Source organism: Metallosphaera tengchongensis, from assembly GCF_013343295.1.
Lineage (GTDB): Archaea > Thermoproteota > Thermoprotei_A > Sulfolobales > Sulfolobaceae > Metallosphaera > Metallosphaera tengchongensis.
The window spans coordinates 440,882-457,027 of the sequence record NZ_CP049074.1; the positions used below are offsets into that span (position 1 = coordinate 440,882).

Sequence of the window (16,146 nt, forward strand, 5' to 3'; positions counted from 1 at the left end):
GTTTCCTTAAACCTAAATTCCGATGGCAAACATATACTTTGTAGGACTCGGACCTTCAAAAATGTTTCTTACAAAAGCTTCAATCGAAGCCATGAGGAATGCAGACTTAATCATGCTAGACAAATACACGTCCATAACTTGTGACTTGACAGCAGAGGCTTTGACAGAGATAACAGGTAGGCCTGTAATTTTGGCTGATCGTAACCTGTTGGAGAACAGGCAGAGGGAGATAATAAAGCATCTGGATGAGGGTAGGAACGTTGCTGTGGTAACTGTAGGAGACCCAATGATAGCTACCACACACGTTAGTTTAGCGATAGAGGCTAGAAAAAAGGGGCACGATCTGAAGGTTATTCCAGGAATCTCAGTTCACTGTTACGTGATCTCTAAGTCCATGCTTTCATCGTATAAGTTCGGAAGGTCAGTGACAGTGACCTTCCCGGTCTTGGGAAAGCTCGATCCCACGCCTTACCGGGTAATTAAGGCAAATAGGGAACAGGGGCTTCATACCATACTTTATCTAGACTTGAAGGAGGACGCTGTCATGACCGCCGAGGTTGCGTTGAACTACTTGTTACAATTAGAGAAGGAAATTGGAGAGGGCGTTCTAACTCATGAAGATTGGATAGTTGTAGGAGAGAGGTTAGGTTGCCCAGACGAAAGGGTGAGAGCTATGAAAATAAAAGCTGCAAAAATGGAAAAATTCGGAGAACCACCGCATATTATAATAGTTCCGTCCAGAAACCTATACGAAATGGAGGTAGAAGCTCTCAAATGTCTGGTCTGAGAGACAGGGTTATCAAATATATAAGCGGTATGGAAGAGACCTTAAGGAAACTAGAAGAAGGTGGCCAGAAGAAGTACAAGAAGATACTTAGCTTAGCAAGGCAGTACACCAATGATGCTAAGTATTACTTGGATAGGGGAGATGAGGAGACAGCCCTTGTCGACGTAGTCTATGCAGAGGGCTTAGTGGACGCCCTAAAGTTTTTAGGCGAGGAGGACAATGATGGAAATGAAAAAAAGGTATTCGTTGGCGGGACCTTTGACATTATACATCCAGGCCACATAGAGTTTCTTAGGCACGCTGCAAGCCTAGGGCGAGTTTACGTTGCAGTGTCTAGGGATAGAAACGCTGAAAGGGTAAAGGGTAGGAAACCCATAAACGACGAGAATCATAGACTCGAAGTGGTGAGGAGCATAAAGTACGTACATGAGGCTTTTCTAGGGGACGAGAACGATTTCCTCAAGAGCGTTGAGAGGGTAAAGCCTGATATAGTATTCCTTGGGCCTGACCAAAGAGTCGACGAGCAGAAGTTGAAGGACGAGTTGGCTAAGAGGGGAGTGGTTGTAAGTGTGCAAAGACTTGAAAAGAGAGTGAACGTTTGGCCTCACAGTAGCACAACTTCTATCATCAAGGAGATAACCGATAGATACTGTAATCATGTGTAAGCCTGAACGGTAACCTCGTCTCCATCCCTTAGGTTCAGCTCTTTCCTCAGGTGGTATGGAGAGATCACTTCTATTATACTTTTAGGGTGCACGCTCCTCAATGGGAAGACTATGGCCGCAGGTCTAACGTCATTAATGGATGCAGGAAATGCCCTAACTCCACCAAGTACCCTATTTTCCTCTTTGTGCTCCGGGATATTAATGGCTCTTGAGATGTCCAAGGTCAACCTGTTCTCCAGTGACGTTCTATCGTATATTGCGAGGTTAAGGGTTCCAGGGTACGGTTCAAATCCTAGGAGTTTCTTAAAGGATTCCACATAATAGGGTAAGGAGAGGAATATCCTTCCTTCTCCCAATCCTGAGATAACCCTGCCTCTAATACTTAAGGTATGGTCTGAAACCACAATGGTCCTCATCATGGAAAGACAATCTGTCAGGAGCTTCTCTCCGTTTTCAGTAACTCTAATGGACTCTCCTTCCTTTGATAGAGACCTTCTGATCAAGTTCCTTTCTTCCAATTCCTTCAGCTTTCTTGAAACATATTGCTGGGACATCCCCAGCTCGTTCGCAATGCTCTGTTGAGTCACTTCGTTTCCCTTAAGGGACATGTACACAATCTTAGCTATTAGGCACTCATCACTCATGGTTTCTACCTTCACCTTCTTCAGTACACCCCATCTCAGCCTCCCTATACTCCCCATTAACGTCATCCTGGATCTCTTGAGTCCTCCAGTCCCACTTCTCTGTCCAAGCGTTCCCGATCTGCATAGGTCTGTCCAAGGCGCTAAGGAGGACTATCCTGCTGGGCGGATGCTCAGAAATAATTGAATAATTAGAGAATTTGGCTAGCTCTTTAGCGAACTCCCTTATTTCTGCATGGTTCGGCATTGCATCCTTCGTTAGTCTGTAGGTGGACGGTCCGACGTGCATATAAGCCTTAACTTCCACATATGTAGGTTTAGAGTGTTCAATTAGTTTCGCAAAGTCTTTAGCGTCATTAACGGACATGTTGACTCCCTTCATCATTGTCATCCTTATGACGGTAGGTGAGCTGAAGCTAGGCAGGATATCTAGCGTCCTCATAACTAGATTCCAGGAGTTAGCAACGACAGGTCTATTGATCAGCTTATGCTTCTCCTCGTTGGGGGCCTGAAGAGAGACGAACAGTTGGGTTGGCTCCTCATCTAAGGAGGCCAAAATATCAGGTCTGACACCGCTAGTAACAAGGAATGTGGTTATGTTTCTCTTGTGATATTCCCTTATTAACTCCCCTAACCTTTCGTAAAGCGTAGGCTCTCCAGTTAGACTAATCGCAACATGTGAAGGTCTCATAGCCTCCTCTGCCTTGGTTTGATCCACGCCAGTTCTTCCTAAATAGCCCGAGACAGACCTCTTGTGCTCCTCTATTGATCTCTCCGCTATGTACTCCGGATCATCCATGTAAGGCATCTTAGTCTCGTCCCATTCCAAACCGATATCCTCTGGCTCCAATCGCCAACAATGGATACACCTGAACCAACACCATGTACTAACTGGGGTCATCTGCACGCATCTGTGGCTTTCTATTCCGTAGAACTTCCCTTTATAACAATACCTACCACTTGTCAAGGCCTCGTGGGTCCAGTGACACTTCTTATAGGCGCTGTGCCCCCCTATGAGATGATACCTTTGTTTCTCCATTTCGTTCCTGATTTTAGATAGCGTGTCTATCCTGTAACTCTCTTTAACTGCCATTAAATATACCAAAAGAAATATCCGCTTTGGCTTAAAACGCTTAACTATAAAACATCTCATAAGGGAGCCGTCATGTCTTTTATTCCCGTGACGTCTTCCATGAACATGGAAATGCCCATGAGAAACGTGTCTGAAAGATATCTCCCCATCAGTTGAACCCCCACAGGCAAGTTATTGTAAAATCCTGCAGGTATTGAAAGGGCCGGTACGGCGGCGAGGTTCGCTGTAACCGTTCCAACGTCCATAGCGTACATTTTCACCGGGTCGTCGATTACTTCGCCAATTTTGGGCGGAAGGATTGGCGTAGTTGGTGAAATTAAAATGTCATATTTACTAAAAAGCTTCTCCAAGGAATCCTTGATGAGTCTCCTAGCCTTCAGTGCTCTTATGTAAAACTGTTCGTAGTAACCAGCGCTCAATATGAAGGACCCCAAGAGAATCCTTCTCTTCACTTCCTTGCCGAATCCCTCTCCCCTAGTTTTGCTGTAAACTTCCTTCCAATTCCCTTCTGTACCTGAGTTGTAACCGTACCTTATCCCATCATATCTAGCCAGATTCGAGCTAGCCTCAGACATGGCTATGATGTAATACGTTGGAAGAACGTAATCCATTATTCCTAAAGTCGTTTCCTCAATTACAGCACCTTCACTTGACATCTTATCTAGATATCCCCTGATTACTGAGGAAACTCCAGTTTCAGAAGCGTCCATCAGATCCTTAAGGATCCCAACTTTTATCCCCTTTACGGGAATCGGATCTACGATATTAGGCGGGGAGTAATCGATTGTAGTGGAGTCTCTAGGATCGGTGCCTGCAATTACCGAGAAGAGAATGGATAGATCCTTTGAATTCCTGGCCATGGGGCCTATCTGCTCTAGACTGTTGGCATATGCCACTAGGCCGTATCTGCTTACGGTACCATAAGAGGGCTTAAGGCCAAAAGTTGAGGTAAAAGATGCAGGGGTTCTAATGGAGCCTCCAGTGTCTGAACCCAAGGCAATTTCCACTAAACCTGCGGCTAGTGCGCTTCCGCTCCCCCCAGAAGATCCCCCAGGGGTTCTCTCTAGATCCCAAGGGTTCCTTGTTGGACCGAAATAACTAGTTTCCGTAGTTGATCCCATGGCAAACTCGTCCATATTCGTTTTCCCTAGGATCACTGCACCCTGTTCTTTCAATCTAGATACTACGGTAGCATCATAGGGAGGAATGTAGTTCTCCAGCATCTTAGAGGCACACGTGGTCCTTATTCCTTTAGTGGAGATATTGTCCTTTATTGCTATTAATACTCCTGCGAGCCTTCCTCCCCTCTTTAATGAGGCTTTTACCTGGTGAAGAACCTCATCCTGACTCTCCAACGTAATGAATGATCTAATATTTTTCTCAGCTTTTAATATTTTATCAAAGGTTCTCCCAACATATTCGTCTGGGGACAGTTCTCCTGTGCGTAACTTGGACACGAGTTCGCTTATCACCTTATCCACCTATCGTACTTGGCCCTATGATAAAACCGTCCTTCTTCTTCGGTACGTTGAGTAAAGCCTCCTCCCTCTTTAGACTAGGTTGGATCGAGTCGCTTCTTAGTCTGCTACCAGGTACTGGATGAAACATGGGCTCAACCCCTTCTAGGTTAACCCTGTCTATAGCATTGAAGAAATCTAAGATTTTAGAGAGATCTCTCATGAACTCCACCCTCTCTTGATCTGACAACGAAATTAGGGCAAGTTTCTCCAACTTCTTCATTAGTTCTTCATTAACTTCTACTTTCACATCTGAACACTCTCATTTATCCAATCTAAATAAGGCTTAAAACCGTTGTCTATATCTACAGTCAGGATTTCAGGAACCTTATAGGGATGTATTTCCTTCAACCTCTTCATTAACTTCTCGGTCAATTCTGATTTAGTCTTAATTAGTAATAAGACCTCCGAATCCTCCTCAACTCTCCCTTCCCATCTATATATGGAGATCAACCCAGGAACGATGTTTACGCATGCTGCCAACCTCTCTTGAACTAAGGTTCTGGCTATTTCCTTGGCCTTTTCCAAGCCGGATAACGTGCTCAATACCAGAGCGTACTCTCCGCCCATGAGAAAATATTAAACACGTAGAACCAAATAAACATGATGAGGCCCTTCGAGGTAGCTCTAAAGGTAGAGGGTATAAGGGAGGCTGTGAATTTAGGAACGTCAGAGGCCTCCTATCTTGGTTCAGAGTTCGTGGGCATTACGTTGGACAATGGGATGGGTATAATTCTTCGAATTTCTCCGGATGAGGAGATTAGAAACGTCTTAGTTATGAGCAAGGAGCCCCTACCACTTAATCCTTTGGGGGCGTTCATCAGGTCGGACGGGACAGTTTATTATATTTATATTGAAAATGAAATGGAAAAAATAAATCAAGTACTTGGCGAGAATCGAAGGGCCGTATTCGTGGAAGTGATATCCGGTGATCTCGAGGACTTTCTCCGTGAAGGGTTTAGATAAGGCAGATTTTGATAGACTAGTCCTGTTTTCAAGGTATCTAGGGGAAAGCGAGAAGGGGAAGGAGTTTGAGCTCGACGTGGAAAGAGCTAGATTGAACAGGGTAAACTCAACCACAATAAAGGAAACTCTGGAAAGGTTAGGGGTGAAATTGAGCGAGGGTGACCTGAAATTCATAGAGAAAGAGCTATCGGATTTTAAAGTTTCCTTCGAAATTATGGAAGATAAGCTAATTATAAAGCCTCACGTTTATATCTCAGATATATTTAAAAAGTATAGAATTAAAATCCCTTATGATACTGTTAGAAAATTTTATATAACTAAACCATATTATTACTATATAATCAAAAAAATACTAGAGAGGGAGGGCTTGAAAGTCGAGGGACTAGCGCTCGACTTTCAGAAACTGGATATGAAGATGACCTTAAGGTTAAGGGACTATCAAATTGAGGCAATAAGCGCGTGGAAGGAGAGCGGTTTTAGGGGAGTCATAGCTCTTCCCACGGGTGCTGGGAAAACCTTGGTAGGTATAGGAGGAATCGTTGAAGCCAGGAGTCCGACCCTAATAGTCACTTTTACGAGAGAGCAGCTTATGCAATGGAAAGAAAGCATAGAGAAGTATACTGAGGGCCATCCAGAGGTAGGGTTGTACTACAGTAGAGAAAAAGAGATAAGCCCAATTACCGTGACAACTTATCAGACCGCAATCAAGCATATGGGAGAATTATCCAAGTTCCAACTCCTTATCATAGATGAGGCACACCACCTGCCTGCTGATAAGTTCAGAAGTATAGCCCTAGGGAGCATAGCACCTTACAGGATGGCCCTTTCGGCAACTCCTTATCGTTCAGACGGCAAGCACGTAGAGCTCTTTAAGCTCATGGGTGGACTGGTTTACTATAAATCAATAGACGAGTTGGTAAGCAAAGGCTACCTAGCTAAATTCAAACTTGTCAGGATAAAGGTCCCCCTTACTCCCCAGGAAAAGGTTCAATACGACGAGCTCATGAGAAAGTACAGGACACTCTCATTGGGTAAACCGATACAAGAGATCGTTAAAATGGCAAATCGAGGAGACGTTAGAGCCATGGACGCGCTTAGGATATATAGCAAGATAAAATCTTTAACAGGTCTTACTAGAAATAAACTATTAAAAATAAAAGAGATAGTAAATTCAGAGAAAGATAAAAAAATAATAGTCTTTACCCAATACGTTGATCACGCTGAGGTCATAGCTAAAGCCATCAATGGTAAGTTGCTCACTGGTCAAATGAGCAAAAACGAGAGGCAGAGAGTTTTTTCCGACTTTAAGAACGTTAAAAGTGGTGTTATAGTTCTTACAACTGTGGGTGACGAGGGTTTGGATATCCCTGACGCTAGCGTCGGTATCCTAGTCGCTGGAACCTCCTCCAGGAGGCAATTCGTCCAGAGATTAGGTAGGCTTTTGAGGAATAGTTCAGGGGACAAGGTAGCAGTTCTGTATGAATTGGTCGCACAAGGGACATCAGAGGAGTATCAGTCCAAGATGAGGAGATCCGAAAGATTAGACGATGTTTTCTACGGGCTGGACAGTTGATAGAAAGGTATGTTCACGTCCTTCAGCCTCCCTGTTTATGGTTAAGCTCTATACGAAGAGGTAGTCCTGGGACGAAGTGTAGTACTTTAGGGAGTGGGATAGAAGAAGGAGTGTAGTCCTGGAGTCCGTGAGTAGTATTCTGGTACCCTTCAGCGAAATTATGGGCTTACTTTTCACTGTAACTATGGGGATACCTTCGACTTTGCTAGTCTTGAACTTGGTGGTTCCTAGGATTCTTTTGGCGACAAAAGCTGGTAAAAATTCATGGCTGAGTACCTCTAGCTCTCCTTCTACTTCCTCGGTTGAGGTAACGATATCCACATCTTCAGCCACGGAAACTCCATCTACCCACACTGAGCTCCCTATTACGTGAGGACATTGATCGGAAACTAGGGAGAGGGGAGGAAAGACCATGTACCTACCGTTCACAAGAACACTTACGGGCTTAACGATAACTATGTCGCCTCTCTCCACCCTTTTCACTTCATTGGGTTTGCATATTCTCCCGTTAAGTATATATGGCATAACAAAAAATTGCTTAATTAAATAAAAGCGATGATATGACTTGTAAGGGCTGATAATGATGAGTAACCAGGCTTAAGTGAGCTTAATGGACGAGCTCATCTGCTTGGCCTAGGGAAAAGGACTTGTACCTTTCAGTTTAATCCTTCACTGACCCGGCAACGTTATTCTCGTTGTCAAACTTAAAACCTGAACGGCTTCTGGATGTTTGTGGGGAAATGGGTTCATGAGATGGTTGAAGAAAAGGGATGTAATAATTTACTTTCTTCTCTTAAAGAAATTCAGGGATACGGGTTTCACCTTGCTTGAGGCCTACTCACTCTTAAGCCCCTATTTTTCATTAAAAGTGTCCAAGTCAAGCATAAGATATATGATAAAAAGCGGGATAATACTAAGAAAAAGTGATAAGTATTTCCTTCTGCCATTCGAGGAGTATCTCTCTATGGTCTCTTTTCCATATCTCCAAAGGAGATCTACTCTTCGTCGTAAAACTCCAAAATTACCTTAACCTTAACCTCCTTCTTTGAGAGTGGAGGTATCCTATCCCCGAAATCTACCCCAACGGCTACAGGGTTACCCATGGAGTCTGTGAACTTTACCTCGGCGACGTAGTGCTTAGTCGGACCTTGATTCATCATATTCATTAGCTCTGAGTATATTCTAGATATTGCCATCTGGAAGGCTATTGGGCTAGAAAGGTCTTCTGGTCTTAACTGTATTGAAGTTAAATTTCCCATCACTTCCCCTATCTTTGCCTTTCCTTCAAACTCTACCCTGTGAGTGGGTTGACTCATATCCTATCAATTAGCTATCGGTTACTTCGTTATTAAATGTATGCAAAAGAACTATGTCCCAATCCTAACAGAATTCGTTCCGACGGTACTAGATGTTAACGGCTTAAAAAACATCGTTTAACCGTTTATGCCTTTTTCCTTATACTTATCTCGATCGTAGATACCCTAGACTGTTTTCCATCTTGGCTAGTTACTACCTGGCTGCCTACGCCAATGGCTCTGATCTCTATTTTGTCTGGTAGGAATCTGTTTCTAACTATCTCTACAGTGTCTACAGCCTTGCTAATAGCCCTACCTTTTGCCTTTATTATGATCTCAGGAACTCCCTGATTCAGTAGAGTCAAGGCAGCTAATACGTAGTTCATTACTGGCTTCTTACCTACAAGTACTACATTACTTGGAGTTGGAGATGTTCCGCTCATTTTATTCACCTGTGTGCGGATTGAATACCCTTTAGAAAGTTTAAAAAGTTAATCTAGGGTCTGCCTATTTTCCAGGGTACGTAGCCTTGTTATTAGGGCGTGGGTCTATGGAGTGTGCTGTAATCTCAAATTTTGAATGGAAGCTAAACGTCTCAACGGTTCATCAAGAATGAAAGCGTTACAAGATGTAAAACCGTGACACTTGAAGGGAAACTGGGTTAAAGGAACGTAGGTACAAGGCATAATGTATCTTTACTCTGGTTTAGGATTAGCGGTAACATCTGGAGTCACGACTTATAAATGGGCACCTTCCATAAGCTTAGGAATTAATGATAACTTCAGTGTTTTACAGCTCTTGTCCTAATTGTCAAGGACCTTTAGAGGATTACAGAGCTCTGGCAGGTCTACCTTGCGTTAAGTGCCTCCCAGGGGACGTAGACGCGTACAAGAACCTCAAGTTGGAGGAAAAGATCAAGGTAGTTTACAACCTCTTAATAAACAGCGGTAAATTAGGAAAATATTGGGAACTGTACTACACCACGGAGATGTTCTCTGAGGTCATAAATTACTTCAAACAGACAGTAGGAAAGGAACCGTGGTCGCTTCAGAGGCTTTGGCTAAGAAGGCTCAGCGAGAGGGAGAACTTTTCCCTCTCTGCCCCCACTGGTATGGGTAAGACAACGACCTTGATCTCATATTCTACTTACATATCCAAAGGGGTTCTATACGTAGTCCCGACCAAATCACTGCAGGAACAGATCTGTAAAAAAATAAGCGCATTGTCTCAGGTATCTTGTGGAAAGGTAGATCCAAATGGAATTTCAGTCCTCACGGTTAGCTATCTAAATAAAAACTTTGAAAGTGTAAGAAATTACAGACCTAGCTTCGTAGCTGTGGACGACGCAGACGCCATTATAAAGAGTGGAAAGACGACTGACAAGTTAGTCGAGTTGATGGGTATCCCCAAAGAAGTTTACGAGGATGCCATGAAGTTGGTAAGGTTAAGAAGGCTACTGTACCTTAGGGAAAATAAAGACGAGGTTATGGAGACCATAGCCTCTTTGGAAAGAAAGATAACTAGCTTCTCCGGGACTATAGCTCAGCTCGTGGTGGCTAGCGCAACGTTAAGACCAAAGGGAGTAAAGCAGAAAGCCCTCAGGTACATTTCAGGATTTGACATCTCGACAGCTCAGACCTACGCAAGAAACATTGTGGACTCCTACTCCTCTGGGAGCATCGAAGAAATGGTGGAGAAACTAGGTTCTGGTGGTCTGATATTGGTATCCAGAGAGTACGGAAAGGCTAAGATCAAGGAAATAAGAGACAGGCTCTTGAGTATGGGCATCAGGGCTCAGCTAGCCACAAGCGGGCAGAGGTTCCTGGAAGATTTCTCATTAGGGAAAACAGATGTGTTGGTAGGGTCAGCCTCATACTACGGTGTTGCTGTAAGGGGAATAGATGAACCCAAGAGACTGAAATACGTACTGTTTTACGGGGTGCCAAAGTCTAGGGTAAAGGCGGAGGACTCCGTGAAGAACCCCTTCACCATGTTGAGGGTTTCCAGGCTCTTGGGGGTAAAGGTCCCTGAGGAGGAGATTTTAACCCTGTCTCCAGCCGAAGCCCAGGCCATAAAGATAGCGTTAATGACTGGACAAAAGCTTCAAGGCAGGCTCGCAGATACTCTCGACAAACTGGAGCCCTATCTTGAGCAGGTTCAGGAAGTCCTCAAGCACGTTAAAGGCACCGTTAAGGGAGAGACGTTTCTCCTAACCAGAAGGGGGAGAGAGCTATTCTTGGAGTACCCTGACGTCATAACTTACCTTCAAGGATCAGGTAGAAGTAGCAGGTTAATAAATGGTGGTTTAACCCAAGGTTTAAGCGTCGTTCTGGTTGACGACTGGGAGGCCTTTGAAATCTTTAAGAAAAAGATGAATTTCTTGATACAAGGATTCAATCCAGTAAGTTTCAACGAAATAAACCTTGAGGAACTGAAGGGCGAAATGGAGAGGACCAGGAGAGAAGGAGGAAACAAGATTGATGTAAGGACTGGGCTCCTTATAGTGGAGTCACCTACTAAAGCTAAAACTATTTCAAAGATGTTCGGTTTCCCTTCAAGGAGGACAATCGGTGGAGCTCAGGTATATGAGACCGTGGTAGTGGATAAAACTAACGTTTACATCCTAGACGTTATGGCTACTAGAGGTCATATTACTGACCTAACCCTAGAGGAGAAGGGATACTACGGTGTGGAGTTGAAGGAGGGGAGAATATACCCTCTCTATTCACATTTATACAGATGTATAAGTTGCAAGAAAGTTGTAAGCATGCCAGTAGATTCTTGTCCGTACTGCGGATCTGATCTTATCTCTTCCTCTCTATCTACAGTTAACGCGATGAGGAAGCTAGCATTGGAGGTGGACGAGGTGTTCATCGCAACTGATCCAGACGTAGAAGGCGAGAAGATCGCCTTCGATGTAGCTGTAAGCATTGCTCCTTACAATCCCAGAATTTCCAGGGTAAAGTACCATGAGGTCACAAGGGGAGGTATAATAGAAGCGTTGAGAAGTACCTCTAATCTGGATCAAAATACGGTTAACAGCCAAATAGTCAGAAGGGTTGAGGACAGATGGGTCGGATTTGAGCTCAGCAGGTTGCTCAAGCTGAGGTTTGGGGAGAGGAACCACGGAGCTGGGAGAGTTCAAACCCCTGTACTGGGTTGGATAGTGAAAAGAACAAATGAATACAAACAAAACATGGGATGGATATTACAGGTAAAGGTGGGCAACTATCTCTTAAGAGAGTACAGTAAGGAAAAGCCAACCATTGAGGCGCGGGAAGCGGAGGTCTCGATATTGGAGGAGAGGAAGGACGTTATGCAGCCTCCTCCTCCGTTTTCCACGGAAGATCTGTTAATAGAGGCCTACAAGTGGTTCAGGCTTCCAGCTGAAAGAGTTATGAGAGTTGCTCAAGATCTATTCGAAAGTGGATTAATTACGTACCACAGAACGGATAGTCATCACGTCTCGAGTAAGGGTATGGAGATAGCTAAAGATTACCTAACCAGTGTGAACCTACTGGTGCACTATAAACCTAGAGGGTGGGGCTCTGAAGGAACCCATGAGGCGATACGACCTACTAGACCTATTGATGTTGAACAACTGAAGAGGGAGATAGGGGAGAATCCTACACTTCTTAGCGTCAAGTTTAGCTGGGCCCATTTCGCTCTATACGATCTGATATTTAGGAGGTTCATTGCGAGTCAAATGAGAGAGTCTGAGGGAATCTTCAGAAGGTTTAGGATAAATTTAGGTTCTAAATCCTGGGAAACTGAGCTGTTAGTAGGGATGGGAGGAGGGTTCTCAGAGATCTATAAGTATAAACTGTACCAGCTACCGTTAGGTAAGGTGAGTGTGGAGGTCTCCGTGGCAAGGGGATCCAATACCAGGTTGCTAACGTATGCAGATGTGATAAAGACCATGAAGGATAAAAACATAGGCAGACCCAGCACTTACGCAAAGACCATCCTAAGCCTTCTTCGACACGGATACGTGGTGGAGAGCAAAAAGAGGGCTGTGTTAGTTGCGACAAAGAAAGGGATTACCGCGTATGAGTTTCTAGACAAGTTCCCAAGCCTTACGTCTGAGGATCTAACTGCCGAGCTCCTGACAAAAATGGACATGATATCAACGGGCAGTTTGGAACCTGCATCCGTTCTGTTTAGTATCCTCGATCAATTGAAATCATTAAAAGCCCTTCCTCAATCTGAACAAGAGATATGAGATCCTCCTCTTGTCCTTGAACTCACTGCCTATGATCACTTGGTCCAATATCACCCCATTTCCAAGTTTCTCCTTTAATATGTTGAAGATATCTACTGTCCTATCGATCTCCCTACCATATCCTTTTAATTCGACTTCATTCACACCACGGTTGAAGGACGAGATTATTTCCAGGACCTGCTCATTTATAGGTTTACCATGGCTGACCACGAATTGAGCTGACCTTTCCATCGATTACTTCCCACTCTCATGGATTGGAATGAAGAAATAAATCTATTGATATTGTGGAGGCTGTCAAGAACCTACCATATACTTTATCGTTGAGGGAACAGAGTTTCGCTAGGGTTGGAATTTAGAAGTGTGAATCACCTCTCTCAAACCCTTATTTAAAGTGCCGTGAGTCAAAGTCGAGTAGGGTCGTTGCGCGCTTTAAAGGGACTACTTCCCTATCTACGGTCTCCACATGAGGGATGGAGTATCCAAACTTAAATGGTCTAAGAACTTGCTGGTCCATCAGAAACACGGGCCAGTATCACCTATCATATTTAGGGCTATCATCATCACTTATGTATATTTGAGGTTTTGAATATAAGCTGAGGCGTTTAATAACAGATAGGGAACTACGCTTCTTTTTACGAAATAGTATCTCGGTGACATGTTACATATAACAGGGTCTACTGGATCCACCACTCTAAGTTCTCCTATTTCCTCCATTGGAATCCTCTTTATGAAATCATCTGGATTTTCCTCTATTTGACCGGGTTTGAAAATAAGCTCCGTGCTGCTAGATCCATCAGCCGACTTCATCTCAGCGATGAAAGTCTCATCCTTGTTAATGGAAGAAAAGGATGTGAAGAACTCATCGGAATTAACTAGGGACTTCAGTTCCTCAGCTAAGCACCATCTCATCTCCTTGTTATCCACGTCAATGAAGCTAGTAACCCTGTACTTGGATTCAGTCTTTCTCATCTGTTTTAATTTCACCTCTAGACTCTTGGGTGGGATAGATAGCATCTCTGATAACTCCTTGAGTGAGTAAGCCCCTTCCTTCAGCGTCTCATAAATTAAGAGGTTAACCCCAGACATCCATGGCCTTATGGGCGCATGGGAAAGTAGCGCTTCAGCTAACGGATTGAGCTCCTGCGTTCTGACAATCTCTATTTTTTTAGCCTTCAGTAAGCCAATGAACTTTAAGGTCCCCTTGACGTTGAAGTACTTTCTAACGGTCTGCCTCAACGCTTCTCTCACGATCAGTTTGTCCTCCTTTGGGTTTACCTTTCCTATCTTCCCGAAGCTAGCTTGAATTTCCTTCTCTACAGACATGAAAAGCGGTGATCTAAAAATGGACTTTATTATTAATTTTCTGATTTTCTTTTCATTCATGGAGATAAGATCTGAGAACAAATCCCTCTCCGTGAAGCCTATGGAGAAGCCGTAGATGGAGGCTCTGGAGTAGACGTTAAGGGTGTACTTTGTTGTTGCCATATACATCAAGACGTGAGCTAACGTATTGGCCACTTTCTCATCCATTATTGAGGAGTAAACTATCTCCTTGTCTGTGAGAGTTACGTAAATTATCCTGGAGGATGGAATGGGTAGACCATTTTCCTCATATTTTCGTAAGATCGTTTCCAGGTCTCTCTTTACTTCTTCGTTCAGTATCTCAGATTTCAGAAGATCAGAGTCCCTGAAGATCCTTTCCATTTCCTTCGGAATGAGGCTGGATTTGGGTACGCTATCACCCCTCCAAATAGGTATCTCACCCTCTCCCTTGTCTGCTGGAAGTAAGTCTATGGTCAAACTACCGTTGTGGATCCTAGCCACTTTCCAGAGCTTTCCGCTTATCCTAATCATATCTCCAGGCCTTATGTGCTTATAAACATACAACGCGTCGATCTCCCCTATACTCCTATCTCCACTCTTTAGCCTGAAGGTCTCGTCGTTGGTTATGAGCGAAAAGAACTCCGAGAAGCTCTTAGCCCACACGAAGTTATTGTTCTTATTGAACGTCCATATCTTAAAGAAAGACTTACCGAGCTTGATCTGATCCCCCTCAATTACGATAAGGTTGTTCTTTTTAAGGTACTCAATCAAGTCTAGAAACTCCCTTCTCGAGAGATCCTTGTACACGAAAGAAGAAGTAATAATGGAGTAAACGGTATCTAGAGAAATGGATGAGTACTGAAGAGCCATCCCCACTATTTCCCTTGCAACTACGTCAAGAGGTCTCATTCTCTTAGGTTTCTCCAAAACTCCCCTCTTGGAGAGAGAGTAAATGGCTAAGGCTTCGAGACAATCAAAGCTCTGCGTACATATAATCTCACCTTGAGGGACTCCCCCCACACAGTGACCGCTTCTACCCAGCCTCTGTAAGAATGAAGCTACCGAAGGAGGCGGTCTATACATGACAATTTTCTTGACTTGACCTATGTCTATTCCCAGCTCAAGAGTTTTGGTGCATATTACTGCCTTTGCCTTACCTGCTCTAAGGTGCTCCTCAGTGTTGGTCTTTGAGTCTCTCGAAATTGAAGAGTGGTGAACGAATATCCCGTTCTCCCCTAGCCTTTCCAGCTCCTCATGAAGTCTCTCTGTGAGAAACCTAGAATTGGTGAAGATCAGGCTAGGAGGTTCCAGGGAGTCCCTTATGGTCTTAGCTGACTCTTGCCAAAGGTTTCCAGAGTTCCTAACCTCCCTTATCCTCAGTTTGAACTCCTTCCCCATGTTACTCTTCACTATGGATATAGGTCTACACGAAGACCCGAAAAGGGAGGAAGCCACAAACTTCTCATCCCTAATGGTCGCTGAGAGACCTACCCTTTGGAAGTCCCTCCCAGAGAAGTGCTTAAGCCTTTCCAGGAGGACGAAGAGTTGCGCACCCCTCTTGGAGCTGATCAGCTCATGGATCTCATCCACAACTATCCAATTGACGTTCTTGTAGTTCTCCCTAAACTTGGAGGCCCAATCCATATCTATCTCCAATCCTTCGGGCGTTGTCACCAGGATATGAGGGGCCTTCTTTAGCCTCAAGTTCTTCTCCTTCTGTGGAACCTCACCGTGCTTCCTGCTCACGGAGAGGCCAAGCTTTGACGCCCACCAGTCTATTCTAATGGTTATGTCATTTATTAGAGCCTTCAGTGGAGTAATGTAGATCATGGAGACGGGCTTATGCTCACTCTCAGTCATTAGGCTAAGTATGGGAAGAATAGCAGCTTCGGTCTTCCCAAATCCTGTAGGTGCTATTATCAGGGTGTTGTGACCCTTTAGGATTGGACCCATGGACATTTCTTGAATCTGAGTTACTTTTTTCCAGTTTCTCTCCTTCATTAGGCTCGATATCTTATGGTTAAGCCCTTCAGTCATCCTTTTCACCAATTATGTTGCTGGGTG

15 protein-coding genes are annotated in these 16,146 nt (G+C 44.1%); 5 read left to right on the plus strand and 10 right to left on the minus strand.

From position 1 onward, the window contains the following. Positions 1-22 precede the first annotated feature (22 nt). Together dph5 and GWK48_RS02305 are read left to right on the plus strand one after the other, a co-directional pair. Positions 23-787: a diphthine synthase gene (dph5, locus tag GWK48_RS02300; RefSeq protein ID WP_174629227.1), complete on the plus strand. Its 765-nt coding sequence runs from the start codon at positions 23-25 to the stop codon at positions 785-787. Next, positions 775-1,452: a DUF357 domain-containing protein gene (locus GWK48_RS02305; RefSeq protein ID WP_174629229.1), complete on the plus strand. Its 678-nt coding sequence runs from the start codon at positions 775-777 to the stop codon at positions 1,450-1,452. Before dph5 ends, GWK48_RS02305 begins: the two co-directional genes overlap by 13 nt. On the opposite strand, the gene GWK48_RS02310 is transcribed toward GWK48_RS02305, so the two are convergent. Genes GWK48_RS02310 through cutA form a run of 5 tightly spaced genes read right to left on the minus strand, consistent with a single transcriptional unit; the run spans position 1,443 to position 5,273 of the window. Beyond that, positions 1,443-2,096 carry a DUF120 domain-containing protein gene (locus tag GWK48_RS02310; protein WP_174629231.1) on the minus strand — a complete coding sequence of 218 codons (654 nt, stop codon included), beginning with the start codon at positions 2,094-2,096 and terminating at the stop codon, positions 1,443-1,445. The two genes, GWK48_RS02305 and GWK48_RS02310, sit on opposite strands and share 10 nt — an antisense overlap. Continuing rightward, positions 2,089-3,186: a 4-demethylwyosine synthase TYW1 gene (gene twy1 / locus GWK48_RS02315; RefSeq protein WP_174629233.1), complete on the minus strand. Its 1,098-nt coding sequence runs from the start codon at positions 3,184-3,186 to the stop codon at positions 2,089-2,091. The genes GWK48_RS02310 and twy1 overlap by 8 nt, the downstream gene beginning before the upstream one ends. A 56-nt stretch (positions 3,187-3,242) precedes the next feature. Then, on the minus strand, positions 3,243-4,658 hold the full coding sequence (gatA, locus tag GWK48_RS02320) for an Asp-tRNA(Asn)/Glu-tRNA(Gln) amidotransferase subunit GatA (RefSeq protein WP_174629234.1): 1,416 nt from the start codon (positions 4,656-4,658) through the stop codon (positions 3,243-3,245). 1 nt (position 4,659) lies between these two features. Then, positions 4,660-4,953, minus strand: coding sequence for an Asp-tRNA(Asn) amidotransferase subunit GatC (gene gatC / locus GWK48_RS02325; protein WP_174629236.1), 294 nt, complete (start codon positions 4,951-4,953; stop codon positions 4,660-4,662). Further along, positions 4,950-5,273, minus strand: coding sequence for a divalent-cation tolerance protein CutA (gene cutA, locus GWK48_RS02330; protein ID WP_174629238.1), 324 nt, complete (start codon positions 5,271-5,273; stop codon positions 4,950-4,952). The genes gatC and cutA overlap by 4 nt, the downstream gene beginning before the upstream one ends. Before the next feature lie 36 nt (positions 5,274-5,309). Here cutA and GWK48_RS02335 point away from each other — a divergent pair, with 36 nt between their 5' ends. Next, positions 5,310-5,669 carry a hypothetical protein gene (locus tag GWK48_RS02335; RefSeq protein ID WP_174629240.1) on the plus strand — a complete coding sequence of 120 codons (360 nt, stop codon included), beginning with the start codon at positions 5,310-5,312 and terminating at the stop codon, positions 5,667-5,669. Then, positions 5,632-7,242 carry a DEAD/DEAH box helicase gene (locus tag GWK48_RS02340; RefSeq protein ID WP_174629242.1) on the plus strand — a complete coding sequence of 537 codons (1,611 nt, stop codon included), beginning with the start codon at positions 5,632-5,634 and terminating at the stop codon, positions 7,240-7,242. Before GWK48_RS02335 ends, GWK48_RS02340 begins: the two co-directional genes overlap by 38 nt. 48 nt (positions 7,243-7,290) lie before the next feature. Here GWK48_RS02340 and GWK48_RS02345 read toward each other — a convergent pair whose 3' ends face one another. From GWK48_RS02345 to albA, 3 genes are all read right to left on the minus strand, one after another. Next, positions 7,291-7,767, minus strand: coding sequence for a hypothetical protein (locus tag GWK48_RS02345; RefSeq protein WP_174629244.1), 477 nt, complete (start codon positions 7,765-7,767; stop codon positions 7,291-7,293). Between the two features lie 470 nt (positions 7,768-8,237). Next, positions 8,238-8,558 (minus strand): hypothetical protein, encoded by a 321-nt coding sequence (locus GWK48_RS02350; protein WP_174629246.1) that lies wholly within the window; start codon positions 8,556-8,558, stop codon positions 8,238-8,240. A gap of 125 nt (positions 8,559-8,683) precedes the next feature. After that, positions 8,684-8,980, minus strand: coding sequence for a DNA-binding protein Alba (gene albA, locus GWK48_RS02355; RefSeq protein WP_174629247.1), 297 nt, complete (start codon positions 8,978-8,980; stop codon positions 8,684-8,686). Positions 8,981-9,309: 329 nt separating this feature from the next. On the opposite strand from albA, the gene rgy reads away from it, so the two are divergent. Next, the gene (rgy, locus tag GWK48_RS02360; RefSeq protein WP_174629248.1) at positions 9,310-12,759 is read left to right on the plus strand and encodes a reverse gyrase; all 3,450 of its coding nucleotides are present in this window, start codon (positions 9,310-9,312) and stop codon (positions 12,757-12,759) included. On the opposite strand, the gene GWK48_RS02365 is transcribed toward rgy, so the two are convergent. Further along, a complete protein-coding gene (locus tag GWK48_RS02365; RefSeq protein WP_174629249.1) occupies positions 12,724-12,990 on the minus strand; it encodes a ribonuclease P subunit p25 family protein in 267 nt (88 codons plus the stop codon). The genes rgy and GWK48_RS02365 overlap by 36 nt on opposite strands. 333 nt (positions 12,991-13,323) lie before the next feature. Continuing rightward, the gene (locus GWK48_RS02370; protein WP_174629250.1) at positions 13,324-16,119 is read right to left on the minus strand and encodes a DEAD/DEAH box helicase; all 2,796 of its coding nucleotides are present in this window, start codon (positions 16,117-16,119) and stop codon (positions 13,324-13,326) included. Positions 16,120-16,146 lie beyond the last annotated feature (27 nt).